The organism is Bradyrhizobium sp. UFLA06-24 (assembly GCF_054967145.1).
Genome location: NZ_JADFUE010000009.1, coordinates 1 through 16,072 on the forward strand (window position 1 = coordinate 1; position 16,072 = coordinate 16,072).

Annotated in this window: 15 protein-coding genes; 11 read left to right on the top strand and 4 right to left on the bottom strand. The window is 64.3% G+C overall.

Annotated elements, in window-relative coordinates:
* Positions 1–82: 82 nt before the first annotated feature.
* Positions 83–880, bottom strand: a complete 798-nt coding sequence (gene xth, locus IF809_RS09990; protein ID WP_462837480.1) for an exodeoxyribonuclease III — start codon at positions 878–880, stop codon at positions 83–85.
* 136 nt (positions 881–1,016) lie between these two features.
* Here xth and IF809_RS09995 point away from each other — a divergent pair, with 136 nt between their 5' ends.
* Positions 1,017–3,344 carry an ATP-binding protein gene (locus tag IF809_RS09995; protein WP_462837481.1) on the top strand — a complete coding sequence of 776 codons (2,328 nt, stop codon included), beginning with the start codon at positions 1,017–1,019 and terminating at the stop codon, positions 3,342–3,344.
* 32 nt (positions 3,345–3,376) lie between these two features.
* Here the strand turns inward: IF809_RS09995 and IF809_RS10000 are convergent, their stop codons facing one another.
* The 3 genes from IF809_RS10000 to erpA form a co-directional block, all read right to left on the bottom strand.
* Positions 3,377–4,279 carry a hypothetical protein gene (locus IF809_RS10000; protein WP_462837482.1) on the bottom strand — a complete coding sequence of 301 codons (903 nt, stop codon included), beginning with the start codon at positions 4,277–4,279 and terminating at the stop codon, positions 3,377–3,379.
* A 214-nt stretch (positions 4,280–4,493) separates the two neighbouring features.
* On the bottom strand, positions 4,494–5,150 hold the full coding sequence (locus tag IF809_RS10005; RefSeq protein ID WP_462837483.1) for a hypothetical protein: 657 nt from the start codon (positions 5,148–5,150) through the stop codon (positions 4,494–4,496).
* Positions 5,151–5,434: 284 nt separating this feature from the next.
* Complete coding sequence (gene erpA, locus IF809_RS10010) at positions 5,435–5,764, bottom strand: iron-sulfur cluster insertion protein ErpA (RefSeq protein WP_128966415.1); 330 nt, start codon at positions 5,762–5,764, stop codon at positions 5,435–5,437.
* 123 nt (positions 5,765–5,887) lie between these two features.
* Between erpA and IF809_RS10015 the strand changes: the two genes are divergently transcribed.
* From IF809_RS10015 to serS, 10 genes are all read left to right on the top strand, one after another.
* Positions 5,888–7,084: a deoxyguanosinetriphosphate triphosphohydrolase gene (locus tag IF809_RS10015; protein WP_453990783.1), complete on the top strand. Its 1,197-nt coding sequence runs from the start codon at positions 5,888–5,890 to the stop codon at positions 7,082–7,084.
* Positions 7,085–7,093: 9 nt separating this feature from the next.
* Positions 7,094–8,884, top strand: coding sequence for an arginine--tRNA ligase (argS, locus tag IF809_RS10020; protein WP_462837484.1), 1,791 nt, complete (start codon positions 7,094–7,096; stop codon positions 8,882–8,884).
* A 140-nt stretch (positions 8,885–9,024) separates the two neighbouring features.
* The gene (locus tag IF809_RS10025) at positions 9,025–10,548 is read left to right on the top strand and encodes an SPOR domain-containing protein (RefSeq protein ID WP_453983654.1); all 1,524 of its coding nucleotides are present in this window, start codon (positions 9,025–9,027) and stop codon (positions 10,546–10,548) included.
* 45 nt (positions 10,549–10,593) lie between these two features.
* The gene (locus tag IF809_RS10030; RefSeq protein WP_462837485.1) at positions 10,594–11,031 is read left to right on the top strand and encodes a hypothetical protein; all 438 of its coding nucleotides are present in this window, start codon (positions 10,594–10,596) and stop codon (positions 11,029–11,031) included.
* Positions 11,028–11,867: a segregation and condensation protein A gene (locus tag IF809_RS10035; RefSeq protein WP_453978773.1), complete on the top strand. Its 840-nt coding sequence runs from the start codon at positions 11,028–11,030 to the stop codon at positions 11,865–11,867. Before IF809_RS10030 ends, IF809_RS10035 begins: the two co-directional genes overlap by 4 nt.
* A gap of 21 nt (positions 11,868–11,888) precedes the next feature.
* Positions 11,889–12,641 (top strand): SMC-Scp complex subunit ScpB, encoded by a 753-nt coding sequence (scpB, locus tag IF809_RS10040; protein WP_462837486.1) that lies wholly within the window; start codon positions 11,889–11,891, stop codon positions 12,639–12,641.
* A 166-nt stretch (positions 12,642–12,807) separates the two neighbouring features.
* Positions 12,808–13,041, top strand: coding sequence for a twin-arginine translocase TatA/TatE family subunit (locus IF809_RS10045; RefSeq protein ID WP_027529733.1), 234 nt, complete (start codon positions 12,808–12,810; stop codon positions 13,039–13,041).
* 88 nt (positions 13,042–13,129) lie between these two features.
* Positions 13,130–13,654: a Sec-independent protein translocase protein TatB gene (gene tatB / locus IF809_RS10050; RefSeq protein ID WP_453978775.1), complete on the top strand. Its 525-nt coding sequence runs from the start codon at positions 13,130–13,132 to the stop codon at positions 13,652–13,654.
* Positions 13,651–14,463, top strand: a complete 813-nt coding sequence (tatC, locus tag IF809_RS10055; protein WP_453978776.1) for a twin-arginine translocase subunit TatC — start codon at positions 13,651–13,653, stop codon at positions 14,461–14,463. Before tatB ends, tatC begins: the two co-directional genes overlap by 4 nt.
* A gap of 202 nt (positions 14,464–14,665) precedes the next feature.
* Positions 14,666–15,997, top strand: a complete 1,332-nt coding sequence (gene serS / locus IF809_RS10060; RefSeq protein ID WP_462837487.1) for a serine--tRNA ligase — start codon at positions 14,666–14,668, stop codon at positions 15,995–15,997.
* Positions 15,998–16,072 lie beyond the last annotated feature (75 nt).

Consider the following 16,072-nt stretch of genomic DNA (forward strand, 5'->3'; position numbering starts at 1 on the left):
CCTTTGCCCGCTACGGCAGCTGCGATTGCGGCTGGCTCCTGCAATCCGCTCCCTGACCGTGCCCACCGTCTGATAGCGAGCCCTACGCCGCCTCCAGATCCAGATCCGCCCAAACAGGCACGTGGTCCGACGGCTTCTCCCAGGCGCGCACGTAGCTGTCGATGCCGACATTGGCGAGCCGGTCGCTGGCCTGGGGCGACAGCAGGAGGTGGTCTATGCGCAGGCCCTGGTTCTTCTGCCAGGCCCCGGCTTGGTAGTCCCAGAAGGTGTAGAGCCCCGGCTCGTCCGTGACGGCGCGCAAGGCATCGGTCAGGCCGAGGCCGAGCAGGGACTGGAAGCTCTCCCGGGTCTCGGCCTTGAACAACGCGTCCTCGGTCCAGGCGGCGGGGTTGTGGACGTCGCGGGCGTGCGGAATGACATTGAAGTCGCCGGCGAGGATCAGCGGCTCCTCGGTCTTGAGGCGCTCCTTCGAATACTCAAGAAGCCGCGACATCCATTTGAGCTTGTAGGGATATTTCTCGGTGCCGACAGGGTTGCCGTTGGGCAGATAGAGGCATGCGATGCGCAGCACCCCGCGCTTGAGCGTCACCACGCCCTCGAGGAAGCGGGCGTGCGTGTCCTCGTCGTCACCTGATAGCCCCGACTTGGTCTCGTCGAATTTGAGCTTGGAGAGCAGGGCGACGCCGTTGAACGTCTTCTGCCCATGGGTCACCACGTTGTAGCCGAGCGCCTCGATCTCCAGCCGCGGAAAGGCCTCGTCGACGCATTTGATCTCCTGGAGGCAGACGATGTCGGGCTGACACTCCTTCAGCCAGGTCAGGAGGAGGTCGATCCGCTGCCGGACCGAATTCACGTTCCACGTCGCAACTCTGATGGGCATGTCGGCAGGCTCCGGACCAAGGGTTCTGGTTAGAACAAACTGCCAACGCGCCCGTCAAGGATGCCGCAAAATCTCCCACAAAATTAACCCGGCTTAAGCCGGCCGTAGGTCATTGATACGGAAAAGGTTCCTTGGGATGGGATGGCTGGTCAAATCTTCACAACGGGCTGAGCCGCGCGACGGGCTGATCGGGGCGTTCCTGTACTGGCTCGGCGGCTTCGAGATCGAGGACGGCCTCACCGCCAATCTCAGCGAGCGCGAGCTGCGCCGGATCCGCGCCAAGCAGATCGATGCAGTGATGCGGCTGATTCCGGTGACCATGGCGGTCACCATGCTCAACGTCGCCATCGTGCTGATCCTGTTCTGGGGCAGGGGCCTGAACGAATTCCTCGCGATCTGGGCCATGACCCTTGCTCTCACCGGGTCGCTCGCCGTACGCGCATGGCGTCGGTCGCACCGCAATCCGCCGCAGGAGGCTTCGCCCCGCGCGGCGCGCCAGATGCTACGGCAGGCGTTCTTCCTCGCCGCGACCTGGGGCACGCTGCCGCTCGTCTTGTTCAGCCTGGTAGAGCCGACCAGCCAGCTCATCCTCGCCTGCTTGATGGTCGGCATGATGTCGGGCGGCGCTTTCACGCTGTCGACCTTTCCGCGGGCGGGCCTCGTCTATCTCGCCACCATGACGATCGCCTGCGCCGGGGCGCTCTTGCTTTGCGGCACCGGGCCGTATCTGGTGACGGCGGTGTTCCTGCTGCTGTTCGCGTTCTTCATGGCGCGCAACATCGTCTCGCAAGGCAATCTGTTCCTCGGCAATCTCAAGGCCCGGCTGGAGCTCGAACGCCAGACCGAGATCATCTCGCTGCTGCTCAAGGACTTTCAGGAGAACGCCAGCGACTGGCTGTGGCAGACCGACGCCGAGGGACGTCTGACGGACGTGCCGCAGCGCTTCGCCGATGTCGCGCAACTGCCGCTTCCGCTGCTGAAAGGAGCGGCTTTCGTCGACGTGCTCGACATGCTCTGCCCCGAGGACAAGGCGGCCGCCTATAACGTCGTCGGCCTGATGGAGCATGGCGAGCCGCTGCACGAGATGAACCTCAAGGTCGTCACCGGCGGAGAGGCGAGGCTGTGGTCGCTGACGGCGAAACCGGCCCATGATCGTGACGGCCAGTTTCTCGGCTATCGCGGCTTCGGCCGGGACGTCACCGAGCGCTGGCGCGCCGAGAAGGCCGAAGCCGAGAGCCGCGCCAAGTCGGATTTCCTCGCTGTCATGAGCCACGAGATCCGCACGCCCATGAACGGCGTGCTTGGGCTTGCCAGCATGCTGCTTGAAACCAACCTCGATCCGGACCAGCGCGAGGCGGTCATCACGATCCGCGAATCCGGCGACAACCTGCAGCGCATCCTCAACGACATCCTCGACCTCTCCAAGCTCGAGGCCGGACGCTTCCAGTTCGAGGCGATCGACTTTGCGCCGCAGACGCTGGTCGAGACGGTTGCGAACGTCGTGCGCGTGAGCGCCAAAGGCAGGGGGCTCGACGTCAGGGTCGAGCTGGATCCGAACCTGCCGCCGACGCTGCGCGGCGATGTCGCGCGCATCCGCCAGGTGCTGCTCAATCTCGCCTCCAATGCGGTGAAGTTCACCGACCATGGCGAGGTGACGATCAAGGCCATCTGCCAGGCGCGCCGCGACCTGCTCGCGACCGTCGAATGGACCGTGACCGACAGCGGCATCGGCATCGCGCCGGAGAAGCTCGGCCAGCTGTTCTCCGACTTCGCCCAGGCCGATGCCTCGATCAGCCGCCGCTTCGGCGGCACCGGCCTTGGCCTTGCGATCTCGAGGCGCATCATCGAGCAGATGGGCGGCACCATCGGCGTCACCTCGACGCCGGGCGAGGGCTCGACCTTCCGCTTCACGCTGGTGTTGCCGTGGAGCCAGGCGCAGGCGTCGGACCAGGCGGACCGCGACGAAATCGACGAGCTAAAGGCCCGCATTGCGGGTCTCGACCGGCCGCTGAAGGTGCTGGTCGCGGAGGACGACGCCGTCAACCGGATGGTCGTGAGCAAGATGCTGGGCACCTTCGACGTCGAGCTGCGGGTCGTCGCCGACGGCGTCGAGGCTATCGCTGCCGTGTCCGAAGGCGATTACGACATCGTGCTGATGGACGTCCGCATGCCCGAGATGGACGGCCTCGCTGCAACCCGTGCGATCCGCGCCGAAGGCGGCCGTTTCGCCATCTTGCCGATCATTGCGCTGACCGCCAATGCCTTCCCCGATGACGTCAGGATTTGCCGCGAAGCCGGCATGTCGGACTTCCTCGCCAAGCCGCTGCGCAAGCCCGCGCTGGCCGCAGCCTTGCTGCGCGCGCTGGACGGCCACGTGATGACGGAGGAAGCACCGCTGCAGCCGGATCTGATGCCTGATGTGGTGGAGTGGACGGACGAGGAACGGCAGATGACCGGGGCTTGAGCGCTCGCCAGATCGAGAGGCTGGCCCAGTCGTTACAGCTTTCCATAGACCCTTGTCGCGACCGCCTTCAGGCGCTCGACTGAGCCGGACTCCGGATGCGGCTTCACCGGCGCGAACAGGATCGAAGCCTGCTTGCCGTTCTTCCAGACAAAGATGTTGACGGCGTTGCCGTTACCCTTGGTGCAGGAATGCTCACCGAACGCTTCACTGCCGAGCTCGGGGATCGCCACATGTTGGCAGGGGCTTGGGCGCTTCATCATGCTGACGGCCGTGTCGCGCAAGGTCGCGATGACGGCGACGATCATGGTGTTGGCCTCGCGATCGAACATCATGCAGCTGCCCGAACCGGTCCGCTGGACCTGAAGCGTCCTCTTGTCGAGGAATCCGTCGGCATCCGCTGGCGTAAGCCATTCGCAGTCGCCGAACCGCTCGCTAGTCTTGCTCATATTTCCGACGGCAACGCGGGCGACCTGGGTGAGGGGGCCGAGCAGTGCCTCGTCGGAGCGCCGGGCGATCGGATAGACGGCGATCTGCAGGATGTAGTCGCCTGACAAGGCGATGATCGAGTCCTCCTGGCGCTTCGCGTCGGCGGCGGTCGTCCCGCGCTGAGCGTCATCGCCGATCCCGGACACCGCGCTGAGCGGCATGCGCTCACTGAGAGTCTTGACGAAGGTCGCGTACATCTCCCTGGCGCGGTCCCTGTCGGGATTGCCGAATACGGTCAGCATCATCGTGTCGCCGCGCCCGGCCTGGTAGATGCAGCCGCGGCCGTCCTGATTTGAGATCAGCGACCATTTGAGCGTCGGCATCGCGCCGGCGAGCTCCTTGGCGCCGATGAACGGACAGCTTTCGGCGGCGTGCACGTGGCGCACCGGGACGGTCGCGATGGCAAGGAAGAGGAACAGGCAACAGAGCAGGCGATCGATCATGCGCATTGGATCAACGACTACAGCGATTGGCGTGCCACGCCGATAAGGATGGGCTCTGATGCCTTGCGGTTACGCTATGGCACAGCCAACGGCACAACTTATGTGCGCGGATCCGCGATTTGGTTCAATGTCGCGCTCTGCTCTCGACCACGGACTCTCGAATCCCTTCGGGGAGTGATCGAACGGATTGTCCTATGAGGTGCACGAAGACTCTGTCGCATCATTGCGCATCCGTGAGCGCCTCCGGCTCGACCAGCAGACCTTGCCGTTCGTAGCGGCCGCGGGTCTTGCTGAAGCGAACGACAACGGCATATCGGGGACTCCTTGCCTTCACGCGTCGCGTCTTCAAGGCGTCGCCTGCCGGCAGAAATTCGAGATCATCGAGGCCGACGCAGCGCAGGCATGCCGGGCCGGGACCCTCCATCATCAGGAGGTCGCCGGTGCCGCCACACCGATGGCATTTCCACTCCGCGTTCAATGGCTGGACAGCCACCAGTTCGGGGGCTCGACTTGTCTTCGTCGACAGACGCTCACGCTTTTTTTCGGAAAGCGCAGGTGAGACCCAATGTGTGCGATAAGCCTCTTCGACCGCCGGATTTCCGCTACAGCTGAAACGCAGCATCTGGCGATGCGGCGTGCGTGCGACATACTCCGTCCGGGTTGCAAGCAATCCCTGCGCGACCGACCAGGACCGGAAAAGCCGCAGCGCCTCGGAAATTCGCGGCAAGTCGATCCGGACGACTTCCTCCAGGCATTCGACTTGCCCGCGGCGCCAACGCTCGACCGCTTCGAGGTCAAGCCACCCGATCCCGACAAGGATGTCGATGGCGCTCGCAAACTGCCTGGCGTCAAGCGCGGCTTCAGCCGCCTTGGCCACGCGATCGGCCAGCGGAACCTTGTTCTTCCGGCTCATTGACGCGCCCTCTCGAGAAACGAAGGGCTTGCGCTGCGCATCTGGCTATAGAGCGGGAGATCGTACCTGCAAGGAAATTCTCCGTCGCTTCATCCAGATCGAGATTCCACGCGTCGGGCCCGATTTGCCAGGATCACATATTACCCCTGTTTTGCCCGACGCGTCAAACAATATTCGCAAAAGCCGAAATCAACCGCGCGTTGTCCCGGCTACTGTGCATGGGGTTGTTTTGCAGATTTTGGGTCGGGCTAGATCGAGAAGCTGGTGCCGCAGCCGCAGGACGCGGTCGCGTTGGGGTTGTTGACGCGGAACGAGGCGCCGATCAGGTCATCGACGAAATCGACCTGCGAGCCCGCCAGGAAGGGCTGGGAGGCGGAATCGACGAGCACCACGGCATTGTCCTGCTCGATGACGAGATCGTCGTCGGTGCGGTCGCGGTCGATGTCGAACTTGTACTGGAAGCCGGAACAGCCGCCGCCTTCGACCGAGATGCGCAGCATCGCGCCGGTGCCTTCGCCCTTGAGGATCTCCCCGATCCGGCGTGCGGCGCGGTCACTGATGGTCACAGGGGTGGTCATAGCTCGTCTCCGGTCGTCGTCCGCGTCATAGCCAATTCATTTGGTATCCCGCGTCCGGCATAGTTAAGTGCAAGGATACGCAGAATCAAATGGATAGGGACTAAATTCGTCGTGTCCGTCGGAATGGCAGCTCCCCGCGCGCCCTATGCCTGCGACCCCGAGCGCAGCCGTGGCCGCTTGGTCGCCGAGCCGCCGAGCCGGACCCGGAGCCCGTTCCGGCGGGACTGCGACCGCGTGATCCATTCGACCGCGTTCCGCCGCCTGAAGTACAAGACCCAGGTGTTCGTGTTCCACGAGGGCGACCATTACCGGACCCGGCTGACCCATTCGCTGGAGGTGGCGCAGATCGCCCGCGCGCTGGCCCGCCAGCTCGGGCTGGACGAGGACCTCACCGAAACCCTGGCGCTCGCCCATGATCTCGGCCACCCGCCGTTCGGCCATGCCGGCGAGCGGGCGCTGGATGCCTGCCTGAAGGATTTCGGCGGCTTCGACCACAATGCCCAGGCGCTCCGGGTCGTCGGCTCGCTGGAGCACCGCTACCCCGAGTTCGACGGGCTGAACCTGACCTGGGAGTCGCTAGAGGGGATCGTCAAGCACAACGGCCCGCTGACCGATCGCAGCGGCGCGCCGGTCGGCCGTTATCGCGAGCACGGCGTTCCCGTCGGCATCGCCGATTACATCAAGACATACGATCTGGAGCTCTGGAGCTTCGCCTCGCTGGAGGCGCAGGTCGCCGCGATTGCCGACGACATCGCCTATGACGCCCATGACATCGACGACGGCCTGCGCGCAGGCCTCTTCCATCTCGACGATCTCAAGGTCATGCCGCTCACGGCGGAGATCATTGCGGAGACCTCGGCGCACTATCCCGATCTCGAGGATGTCAGGCGAGGGGCTGAGCTGGTGCGCGAGTTGATCTCGCATCTGATCGGCGCGGTGTTTGCGGAGGCGCAGAAGAACATTGCCGCCGTCCGGCCGCAATCGGCCCAAGACGTGCGCCAGCAGAGCCGGGCGCTGGTCGCCTTTCCGCCTGAAGTCGCCGAGGAGGAGGCCGCGATCAAGACCTTCCTCTACGGGCACATGTACCGCCATACCAGGGTGATGCGGGTGATGGCCGAGGCGGAACAGATCGTGTGCGACCTGTTCGCGAAATACCTGAAATCGCCGGCCGACCTGCCGCCGGAATGGCTGGTGGGGGCGGAGGCGGACAACGAGGGCGACCGGGCCCGCCGGATCGGCAATTTCATTGCCGGAATGACCGACCGTTTCGCCCTGACCGAGCACCAGCGGCTCTTTGACTCGACCCCGGATTTGCGTTAGGCGGCGGCCATGCCCGAGACATCCTCAGCCCCGCATCTGTTCGCCGACGTGCTCGCACGCGTGCACGCCGCCTGCCGCGCGCTCGCGGCGGAAGCCAAGTGGCCTGAGGGCATCGATGTGTCGCGCGTGGTGGTCGAGCCGCCGCGCGATGCCTCCCATGGCGACATGGCGACCAACGCCGCGATGGTGCTTGCGAAAGAGGCAAAGGCAAAGCCCCGCGATCTCGCCGAGCAGATCGCCGAAAGGCTCCGCAACGACCCGCTGATCACCAAGGTCGATGTCGCCGGTCCCGGCTTCATCAATCTGACGCTCAAGCCCTCTGCCTGGGCCGAGGCGCTGCGGACCGTGCTGCGCGAGGGGGCCGATTACGGCCGCGTCCGCGGCGGCTCCAAGGTCAACGTCGAATACGTCTCGGCCAATCCGACCGGGCCGATGCATGTCGGCCATTGCCGCGGCGCCGTGTTCGGCGACGCGCTGGCAAGCCTGCTCCAGTTCGGCGGCCATGAGGTCACCCGCGAATATTACATCAACGACGCCGGCGCCCAGGTCGACGTGCTCGCGCGCTCCGCGTTCCTCCGGTACCGCGAGGCGCTCGGCGAGGACATCGGCGCGATCCCGGAAGGGCTCTATCCCGGCGACTATCTGAAGCCGGTCGGGCAGGCGCTGGCCAAGGAGCACGGCGACAAGCTGCTGGCGATGAGCGAGACGCAGTGGCTGCCGACGGTACGCGCCAAGGCGATCGCGATGATGATGGACGAGATCAAGGACGATCTCGCCGCCCTCAACATCCGTCACGACGTCTTCTTCTCGGAGCGTTCGCTGATCGAGACCGGCAACAACAAGGTTGCCGAGACCATCGATTTCCTGAAAGCCAAGGGCGACATCTACGAAGGCCGCCTGCCGCCGCCGAAGGGCGCGCCGGTCGAGGATTGGGAAGACCGCGAGCAGCTGCTGTTCAAGGCGACCGCCTACGGCGATGACGTCGACCGCCCGCTGATCAAGTCGGACAATTCCTACACTTACTTCGCCTCCGACATCGCCTACCACAAGAACAAGTTCGACCGCGGCTTTGCGGAGATGATCGACGTCTGGGGTGCCGATCACGGCGGCTACATCAAGCGGATGCAGGCGGCGGTGAAGGCGACGACCTCGGGCAAGGGCTCGCTCGACGTCAAGATCGTCCAGCTCGTGAAGCTCTTGCGCAACGGCGAGCCCGTGAAAATGTCCAAGCGAAGCGGGGACTTCGTCACCTTGCGTGAGGTGGTGGATGAAGTCGGCCAGGATGCCGTCCGCTTCATGATGCTCTACCGTAAGAACGACGCGGTGCTCGACTTCGACCTCGCCAAGGTCATGGAACAGTCGCGAGATAACCCGGTATTCTATGTCCAGTACGGCCACGCCCGCGGTCACTCGATTTTCCGCAACGCGCGGGCCGAGGTGTTCCCGGACCTGCCCGAGGATGCCGACAAGCGCATCGCGTGGCTCGGTGAGTCGGCGGTGGAACGGCTGTCGGATCCCGTCGAGCTCGATCTCCTTAAGCGCCTCGCAATTTATCCGCGGGTGCTGGAAGCCGCCGCCGCGGCCCACGAGCCGCACCGTATTGCCTTTTATCTCTATGACTTAGCGAGCGAATTTCACGCACTTTGGACGAAAGGGCGCGATTTGCCCTATTTACGCTTCATTATCAATAATGATGCAGATCTTACAAAGGCGCGGCTGGCCATGGTCCAGGGCGTCGTCTCTGTCCTGGCATCGGGCCTCGCCATCCTCGGCGTCCATGCTCCGGACGAGATGCGGTAGTTTGGGGCGAACTACTTGACGGGAATATTGGGGGTACCGGCAGAAGCCGGATCGCTTAGACTTGGTTGAAAGCCTTGTGGGTCGAAAGCCGCGCCTTGGTCGAGGGGCGCGCGGCTTTCCCGAAGGGACGCATCATCACGATGGCCGATCGATATTACGACAGACCGTTTCCCTCCGATGACTATGGTCGCGGCGCCGACCAGCATGGGAAGGCGGAAAACGATCCCTTGGCCGAGCTCGCCCGCCTGATCGGCCAGACCGATCCATTCGCGCCGCAGGGGCGCCCGGGTGCGCGGCCGGCAGCAGTCGCACCGGCTCAAACTTATCAGGACGACGATTATCCGCAGGACGAGTATCAGCAGGATGACCCCGAGCCTGCACCGCCGCCGCAGCCGGGGCCGCCCTCATGGATGCGGCGTGCCAACGTGCAGCCGCAGCCGGCGCCCGAGCCTGACTATCCCGTCGCCGTAAATCCGGTTCATCCGTTGCATCGCTACTCCGCCCAGCCGGCTGCGCCCGAGCCGCAGTATCATCAGCCGCAGGCATATCAGGATCAGGCCTATCGGGATCAAGCCTATCATCAGGAGCAGGCCGACGAGGCGCCTTACGAGCAGCCCGATCCGGCGCGCTACGATGATGCGCTCTACGGGCGGCTCGAGGCGGGCGAGCAGGATTTTCAGCGTGAGCCGGCCTATCCGGATGATCCCTACGCGTTCCAGAGCGACTATCCCGAGGCCGATCTCGACGAGCCCCGGAAGTCGCGCGGCGGCATGATGACGGTCGCGGCAATCCTCGCGCTCGCCGTGGTCGGCACCGGTGCGGCCTTTGCGTACAAGACCTATATCGGTTCGCCCCGCAGCGGTGAGCCGCCAATCATCAAGGCCGATAACACGCCGACCAAGATCGTGCCGGCGCCGTCGGACTCCTCGGCCAAGGTGCCGGACCGCATGGTGAGCGGTGACGGTAGCGAGAAGATCGTGCCGCGCGAGGAGGCTCCCGTCGACGTCAACGCCAAGGCGGCCGGTCCCCGCGTGATATTCCCGCCGCTGAACCAGAATGCCAACCCGCCGCCGGTTGCGAGCGTTTCGCCGTCCACCGTTCCGCCGCAGAGCGCCGGTCCGGTGCCGAGCAACGGGACGATGCCGAACGCTTCGCCTCGCTCGGTCAAGGTCGTGGTTGTGAAGGGTGATCAAACCGACAGTACCGCGCCTCAGGCCGCTGCGCCGTCGCCCGTCAAGCCGGTCGCGCCAGCCAAGCCCATTGCCGCGCCGCGTACGCCGCCGACCTCCGCGAATGCCAGTGTCAACCAGCCGCTTTCGCTGGCGCCGCAAGCCGCGCCGGCTGAGCCGCCGCAGCGCATGGCCGCGACCAATCCGACGCAGATCGCGCCAGCGAGCAGCGGCGGTGGCGGCTATGTGGTGCAGGTGTCCTCGCAGCAGAGCGAGGAGAGCGCCGCCGCGTCATACCGTGTGCTGCAGAGCAAATATGGCAGCGTGCTCGGATCCCGCTCGCCGGTGATCAAGCGGGTCGATTTGACGGAGAAGGGCAAGGGGATCGTCTACCGCGCCTTTGCCGGTCCCTACGGTTCGGCCGAAGAAGCGACCCAAGCTTGCAACAATCTCAAATCCGCCGGCTTGTCTGCCTGCTTCGTCCAGAGGAATTAGCAGCCGTTTCCTTGACCCCCTCCTGGGGCAGGGTTAATCGGCCCTATGAGCACGCGGGCTTTCAATACCGGCGTATCCGGAAGGGAACTGACCGCCGCTGGGCGGCCGTTTGTCCGTGCCGAATGCCGTTGGGACGTCATTTCCTTCAGGCTTAGCTTCGAGATTTCGATCCAAGCTACGGCTGCTGCTGAGGAATTGGCCGCGCGACAGGCCCTTGTGGTCAATCTCGCCGCTCTCACCATTCCCGTGGATGGCGCCTCGGACCCAGTCCATCCAGTGACGACTTCTGCGACAATGATTACTCAGGTGATTCGCAGCGCAATCGGGTTCCAAGATTTGTTGATGAGTAGTGACGTGCCGATGAAGGCGCTGGCGGGAAGCATTGGCGGACGAAAACGCGTCACGTTCGCGGCCGGCGCACCGCTCCACAGCAACGACAATGCGCAACGGGACGCATTGACCGCAACCACGGCATCCGCATGACCGCAGAAATTCTATCGTTTGAAACCGGGCGGCCCGCAGAGCTGGCCGAGGGCGAGCCGGCGTTGGTGGTCGACGTCGAGGGCTATGAGGGTCCGCTCGATCTGTTGCTGGCGCTGGCGCGGCAGCAAAAGGTCGATCTTGCCAAGATCTCGATCCTGGCGCTTGCCGATCAGTATCTTCGCTTCATCGAAGCTGCGCGAAAGATCCGCCTGGAGCTTGCTGCCGATTATCTCGTAATGGCCGCCTGGCTCGCCTTTCTGAAGTCGCGCCTGCTGCTGCCCGAGCCGCCCAGTGCGGAGGGGCCGAGCGCCGAGGAAATGGCGACTGCGCTCGCCAACCGTCTGCGCCGTCTCGAAGCCATTCGCGAAGCCGCCAACCGGCTGATGAACCGGCAGCAATTGCTGCGCGACATTTTCCCGCGTGGCGAGCCCGAGCAGATCGCCGAGATCAAGCATCCGAAATACACCGCGACGCTGTACGATTTGCTCACGGCCTATGCCTCGCAGCGCCAGTCGCGCGTGCTGGCGAGCGTGCATCTGGCAAAGCGCACGGTGTGGTCGCTCGCCGAGGCGCGCGCCACGCTGGAGCGGCTGGTCGGCAGCATCACCGAACAGGACGATTGGGGCGTGCTCGACGATTTCCTGATCCGTCACGTCGCCGATCCGACGCAGCGCGCGACGGTGTTCGCCTCGAGCTTCGCCGCTGCGCTCGAGCTCGTGCGCGAAGGTCAGCTCGAGCTGAACCAGAAAGAGGCGTTTGCGCCCATTTATTTCCGCAAGGGGCGCGGGAAACCGGTCGCGGGCGCAGCTCCTGCGCCCGACGCGCCGGTCGTTTAAGTGCAAGAAGGAGAAGCTGCCATGGCAAGCCTGGCTGAAGTGCGGGTAGAAGAGGCCGAGCCGATGGAGAACGAATCCCAGGCACGTCCCGAGGAGTTGCGGCTGCTGGAAGCGCTGCTGTTCGCCTCGAGTGAACCGCTGGATACCGCGACGCTGGCCAAGCGCATGCCCGAAGGGGTGGATGTGAAGGCTGCGCTTGAGCAGCTCCAGGCCGACTATGGGTCGCGCGGCGTGAACCTCGTGCGGGTTGCCAACAAATGGACGTTCCGCACCGCCGGCGATCTCTCCTGGCTGATGACGCGCGAGAGCCACGAGACCCGGCGCCTGTCGCGCGCGGCGATCGAGGTGCTGGCCATCATCGCCTATCACCAGCCTGTGACACGTGCCGAGATCGAAGAGATCCGCGGCGTGGTGACCTCGAAGGGCACGCTCGACGTGCTCCTGGAAACCGGTTGGATTAAGCCGCGGGGCCGCCGCAAGACACCCGGCCGTCCCCTGACTTTCGGAACCACCGAGGAGTTCCTGTCGCAATTCACCCTGGAGCAGCTTGGCGATCTCCCGGGGCTCGAGGAGCTGAAGGGCACTGGCCTTCTCGATTCGCGCCTGCCGACTGGTTTCAGCGTACCGACTCCCTCGGATGATCCGGCGCTGCGTGAGGACGAGGATCCCTTGGAACCCGGCGAGGAGCTCGATCTGGCGCTGGCGCCTGCGGTCGAGCCCGAGACACCACCGGAACGCGGCAATGAGGGCGGCGAGGGCGGAAGCGAGGAGTGATCCTCCGGGCTTCTACGGGTCCCCTCCGACCGGTTAACACTAGCAAGATTGCGTAGCGCCAACAGCGAATTGGCGCTGCCTTGGTCCTTGTTTTTGAGGCCTGCGAAGCCTACGTTCCGGTCAAGATCGGCCGGGTCCCGGCCATACGCGTTTGGAGGGTTGCAGGATGGGTTCACTTAGCATTTGGCACTGGATCTTGGTGATCGCAGTGGTCCTGCTGCTGTTCGGCCGCGGCAAGATTTCGGATCTGATGGGCGACGTGGCGCAGGGCATCAAGGCCTTCAAGAAGGGCATGCAGGACGACGATAAACCTGCCGAGAAGCAGGAGCCCTCGAAGTCCATCGAGCACAATGCGGCGCCGACTGCGGCGCGGTCCGACGTCGGCAGCAAGGCCGTCTGAGCCAGGAGCACGCGAGACCCCGGAAGCGGACCGATCCTGCGGGTGAGGGATTGGGCCGATAGGTGACTTCGCGTGAGCGGAAGACGTCATGTTCGACATCGGCTGGAGTGAGCTGGTTCTGATCGGGGTCGTGGCCTTGGTCGCCATTGGCCCGAAAGAGCTGCCGGGCGTGCTGCGCATGGTCGGGCAGTGGATGGGCAAGGCCCGCAAGATGGCTGCCGAATTTCAGGGGCAGTTCCAGGAAGCGATGCGCGAGGCCGAGATGGCCGACCTCAAGAAGAGCTTTGACGAGGTCAAGGAAGCCGCCAGCGGCTTCACGAGCGGCGGTCTGATGACCTCGCTCCAGAAGGACGTCAGCGACGCGCTCCGCGTCGATGCGCTCGACAAGCCGGCTGAGGCGCCCACGACGACTGCTGTCGAACCGCCAGCGACTTCAATTGAAGCGCCGGTAACCCCGACCACGCCTGAAGCGCCGACACCGGAGACTTTCGTGGAGGCCGAGGCGCATGCGGCGGTGAATGAGCCGCTCGCCATTGTCAGTGAGGTCGAGCAGTCATCGGTGGCGCAGGACACCGCGCCCTCGGAAGCGATCAAGGACGCCAAAGCGTCATGAGCGACGCCGATATCGAGGCCAGCAAAGCCCCGCTGATGGACCATCTGATCGAGCTGCGCTCGCGGCTGATCAAGGCGCTGCTCGGCTTCGGCGTGGCCTTCATCTTCTGCTTCTTCTTCGCCAAGCAGATCTACAACGTGCTGGTCTGGCCGTTCGTGTGGGTTGCAGGCGCTGAGAACTCGAAATTCATCTACACGGCGCTGCTGGAATACTTCATCACCCAGCTCAAGCTCGCGCTGTTCGGGGCCGGCTTCATCTCGTTCCCGATCGTTGCGACGCAAATTTACAAGTTCGTCGCGCCGGGTCTCTACAAGCACGAAAAGCAGGCCTTCTTGCCATATCTGGTCGCGACGCCGTTCTTCTTCGTGCTCGGTGCGACGCTGGTTTATTTCGTCGTGCTCCCGATGCTGGTGCGCTTCTCGCTCGGCATGCAGCAGATGGGTGGCGCGGAGACCGCGCAGATCCAGCTCCTGCCCAAGGTTGGCGAATATCTGTCGCTGATGATGTCACTGATCTTCGCCTTCGGCATCGCCTTCCAGCTTCCGGTGATCCTCACGCTGCTCGGGCGGGTCGGCATCATCACCTCGAAAATGTTGCGCGAGAAGCGCCGCTATTTCATCGTCCTGGCTTTCATCATCGCGGCAGTCCTGACGCCGCCGGATATCCTGAGCCAGTGCTCGCTCGCGATTCCCCTGCTTGCGCTCTACGAGGGCTCGATCATCTCGGTGGCGATGGTGGAGAAGAAGGCGGCGGCCGCGCAGTCTACGACCAGCACCGACGTCTCGACGCCGGCCAATCCGGCCGAGTAAGGGCATCTTACCCCCGATGTCATTCCCCGCGAAAGCGGGGAATCCAGTAGGCCGCAGCTCCTCGGAGAATCACTGCCGCTTCTGGAATACTGGATCGCCCGCTTTCGCTGGCGATGACAGCTGTGCTAGGGGGAAGCGCGCGCCAATGTAAATTGACAACGTGCTCCGTTGTATGTTGACGCGCTGATTCAGGACCGCCGCCATGCACGACATCAAATCAATCCGCGACAATCCGCAAGTCTTCGACGCGGGCCTTGCCCGACGCGGCTTGACGCCGCTGTCGGCCTCGCTGCTCGCGATCGACGAGAGGCGGCGGGCGGCGATCCTGGCCTCGGAGCAGGCGCAGGCGCGGCGCAATGCTGCGTCCAAGGAAATCGGTGACGCCAAGAAGGCAAAAGACGAGGCGCGCGCGGCCAAGCTGATGGCCGAGGTCGCCGAGCTCAAGACCACGATGCCGGAGCTCGAGGCCGCTGCGAAGGCGGCCGACGAGGAGCTGACGAGGGAGCTCTCCGCGATCCCGAACATCCCGTTCGATGAAGTGCCCGATGGTGTCGACGAGCACGGTAACGTCCAGCACCACGTGTTCGGCGCCAGGCGCAATTACGGCTTCGCGCCGAAGCTGCACGACGATCTCGGCACGGCGCTCGGCTACATGGATTTCGAGGCCGCGGCGAAGCTTTCCGGTGCGCGCTTTGTCGTCCTGAAGAAGGGGCTCGCGCGTCTCGAACGCGCGATCGGTCAATTCATGCTGGACCTGCATACCACCGAACACGGCTATACCGAGATCAACCCGCCGCTGCTCGTGCGCAACGAGGTGATGTTCGGGACCGGGCAGTTGCCGAAATTCGAGGACGATCAGTTCTGGGCCATCAAGGGCGAGCTGCTGGCCGCGCCCGATCATGAGCGGCTGAAGACCGAACGCCTCGGCCTGATCCCGACCGCGGAAGTGTCGCTCACCAATCTCGCGCGTGAATCCATTCTCGACGAGAAGCAACTCCCCATGCGTCTCACCGCGCTGACGCCGTGCTTCCGCGCCGAGGCGGGGGCGGCGGGACGCGATACCCGCGGCATGATCCGCCAGCACCAGTTCACCAAGGTCGAACTGGTCTCGATCACCACGCCCGAAACCAGCAGGGATGAACTCGAGCGGATGCTGTCCTGCGCCGAGCAGGTGCTGCAGAAGCTCGACCTGCATTATCGCGTGATGACGCTCTGCGCAGGGGATATGGGTTTCTCGTCGCAAAAAACCTATGACATCGAGGTGTGGATGCCTGGGCAAGGCGACGGCGGCATGTTCCGCGAGATCTCGAGCTGCTCGGTCTGCGGCGACTTCCAGGCGCGGCGCATGGATGCGCGCTCGCGCGGCCCGGATGGCAAGCCGCGCTTCGTGCACACGTTGAATGGCTCGGGCACGGCCGTCGGCCGCGCGCTGATCGCCGTGATGGAGACCTATCAACAGGAGGACGGCTCGATCGCCGTCCCCAGCGTGCTGCAGCCCTATATGGGTGGGCTGAAGGTGATCGCACGCGAGTAGGGCGGTTGCCGGCCTAAACGTCAAAACGTTTGGTTGCGAAGATCGGACGGCCGGCTATCCTGCCGATCTCCGACA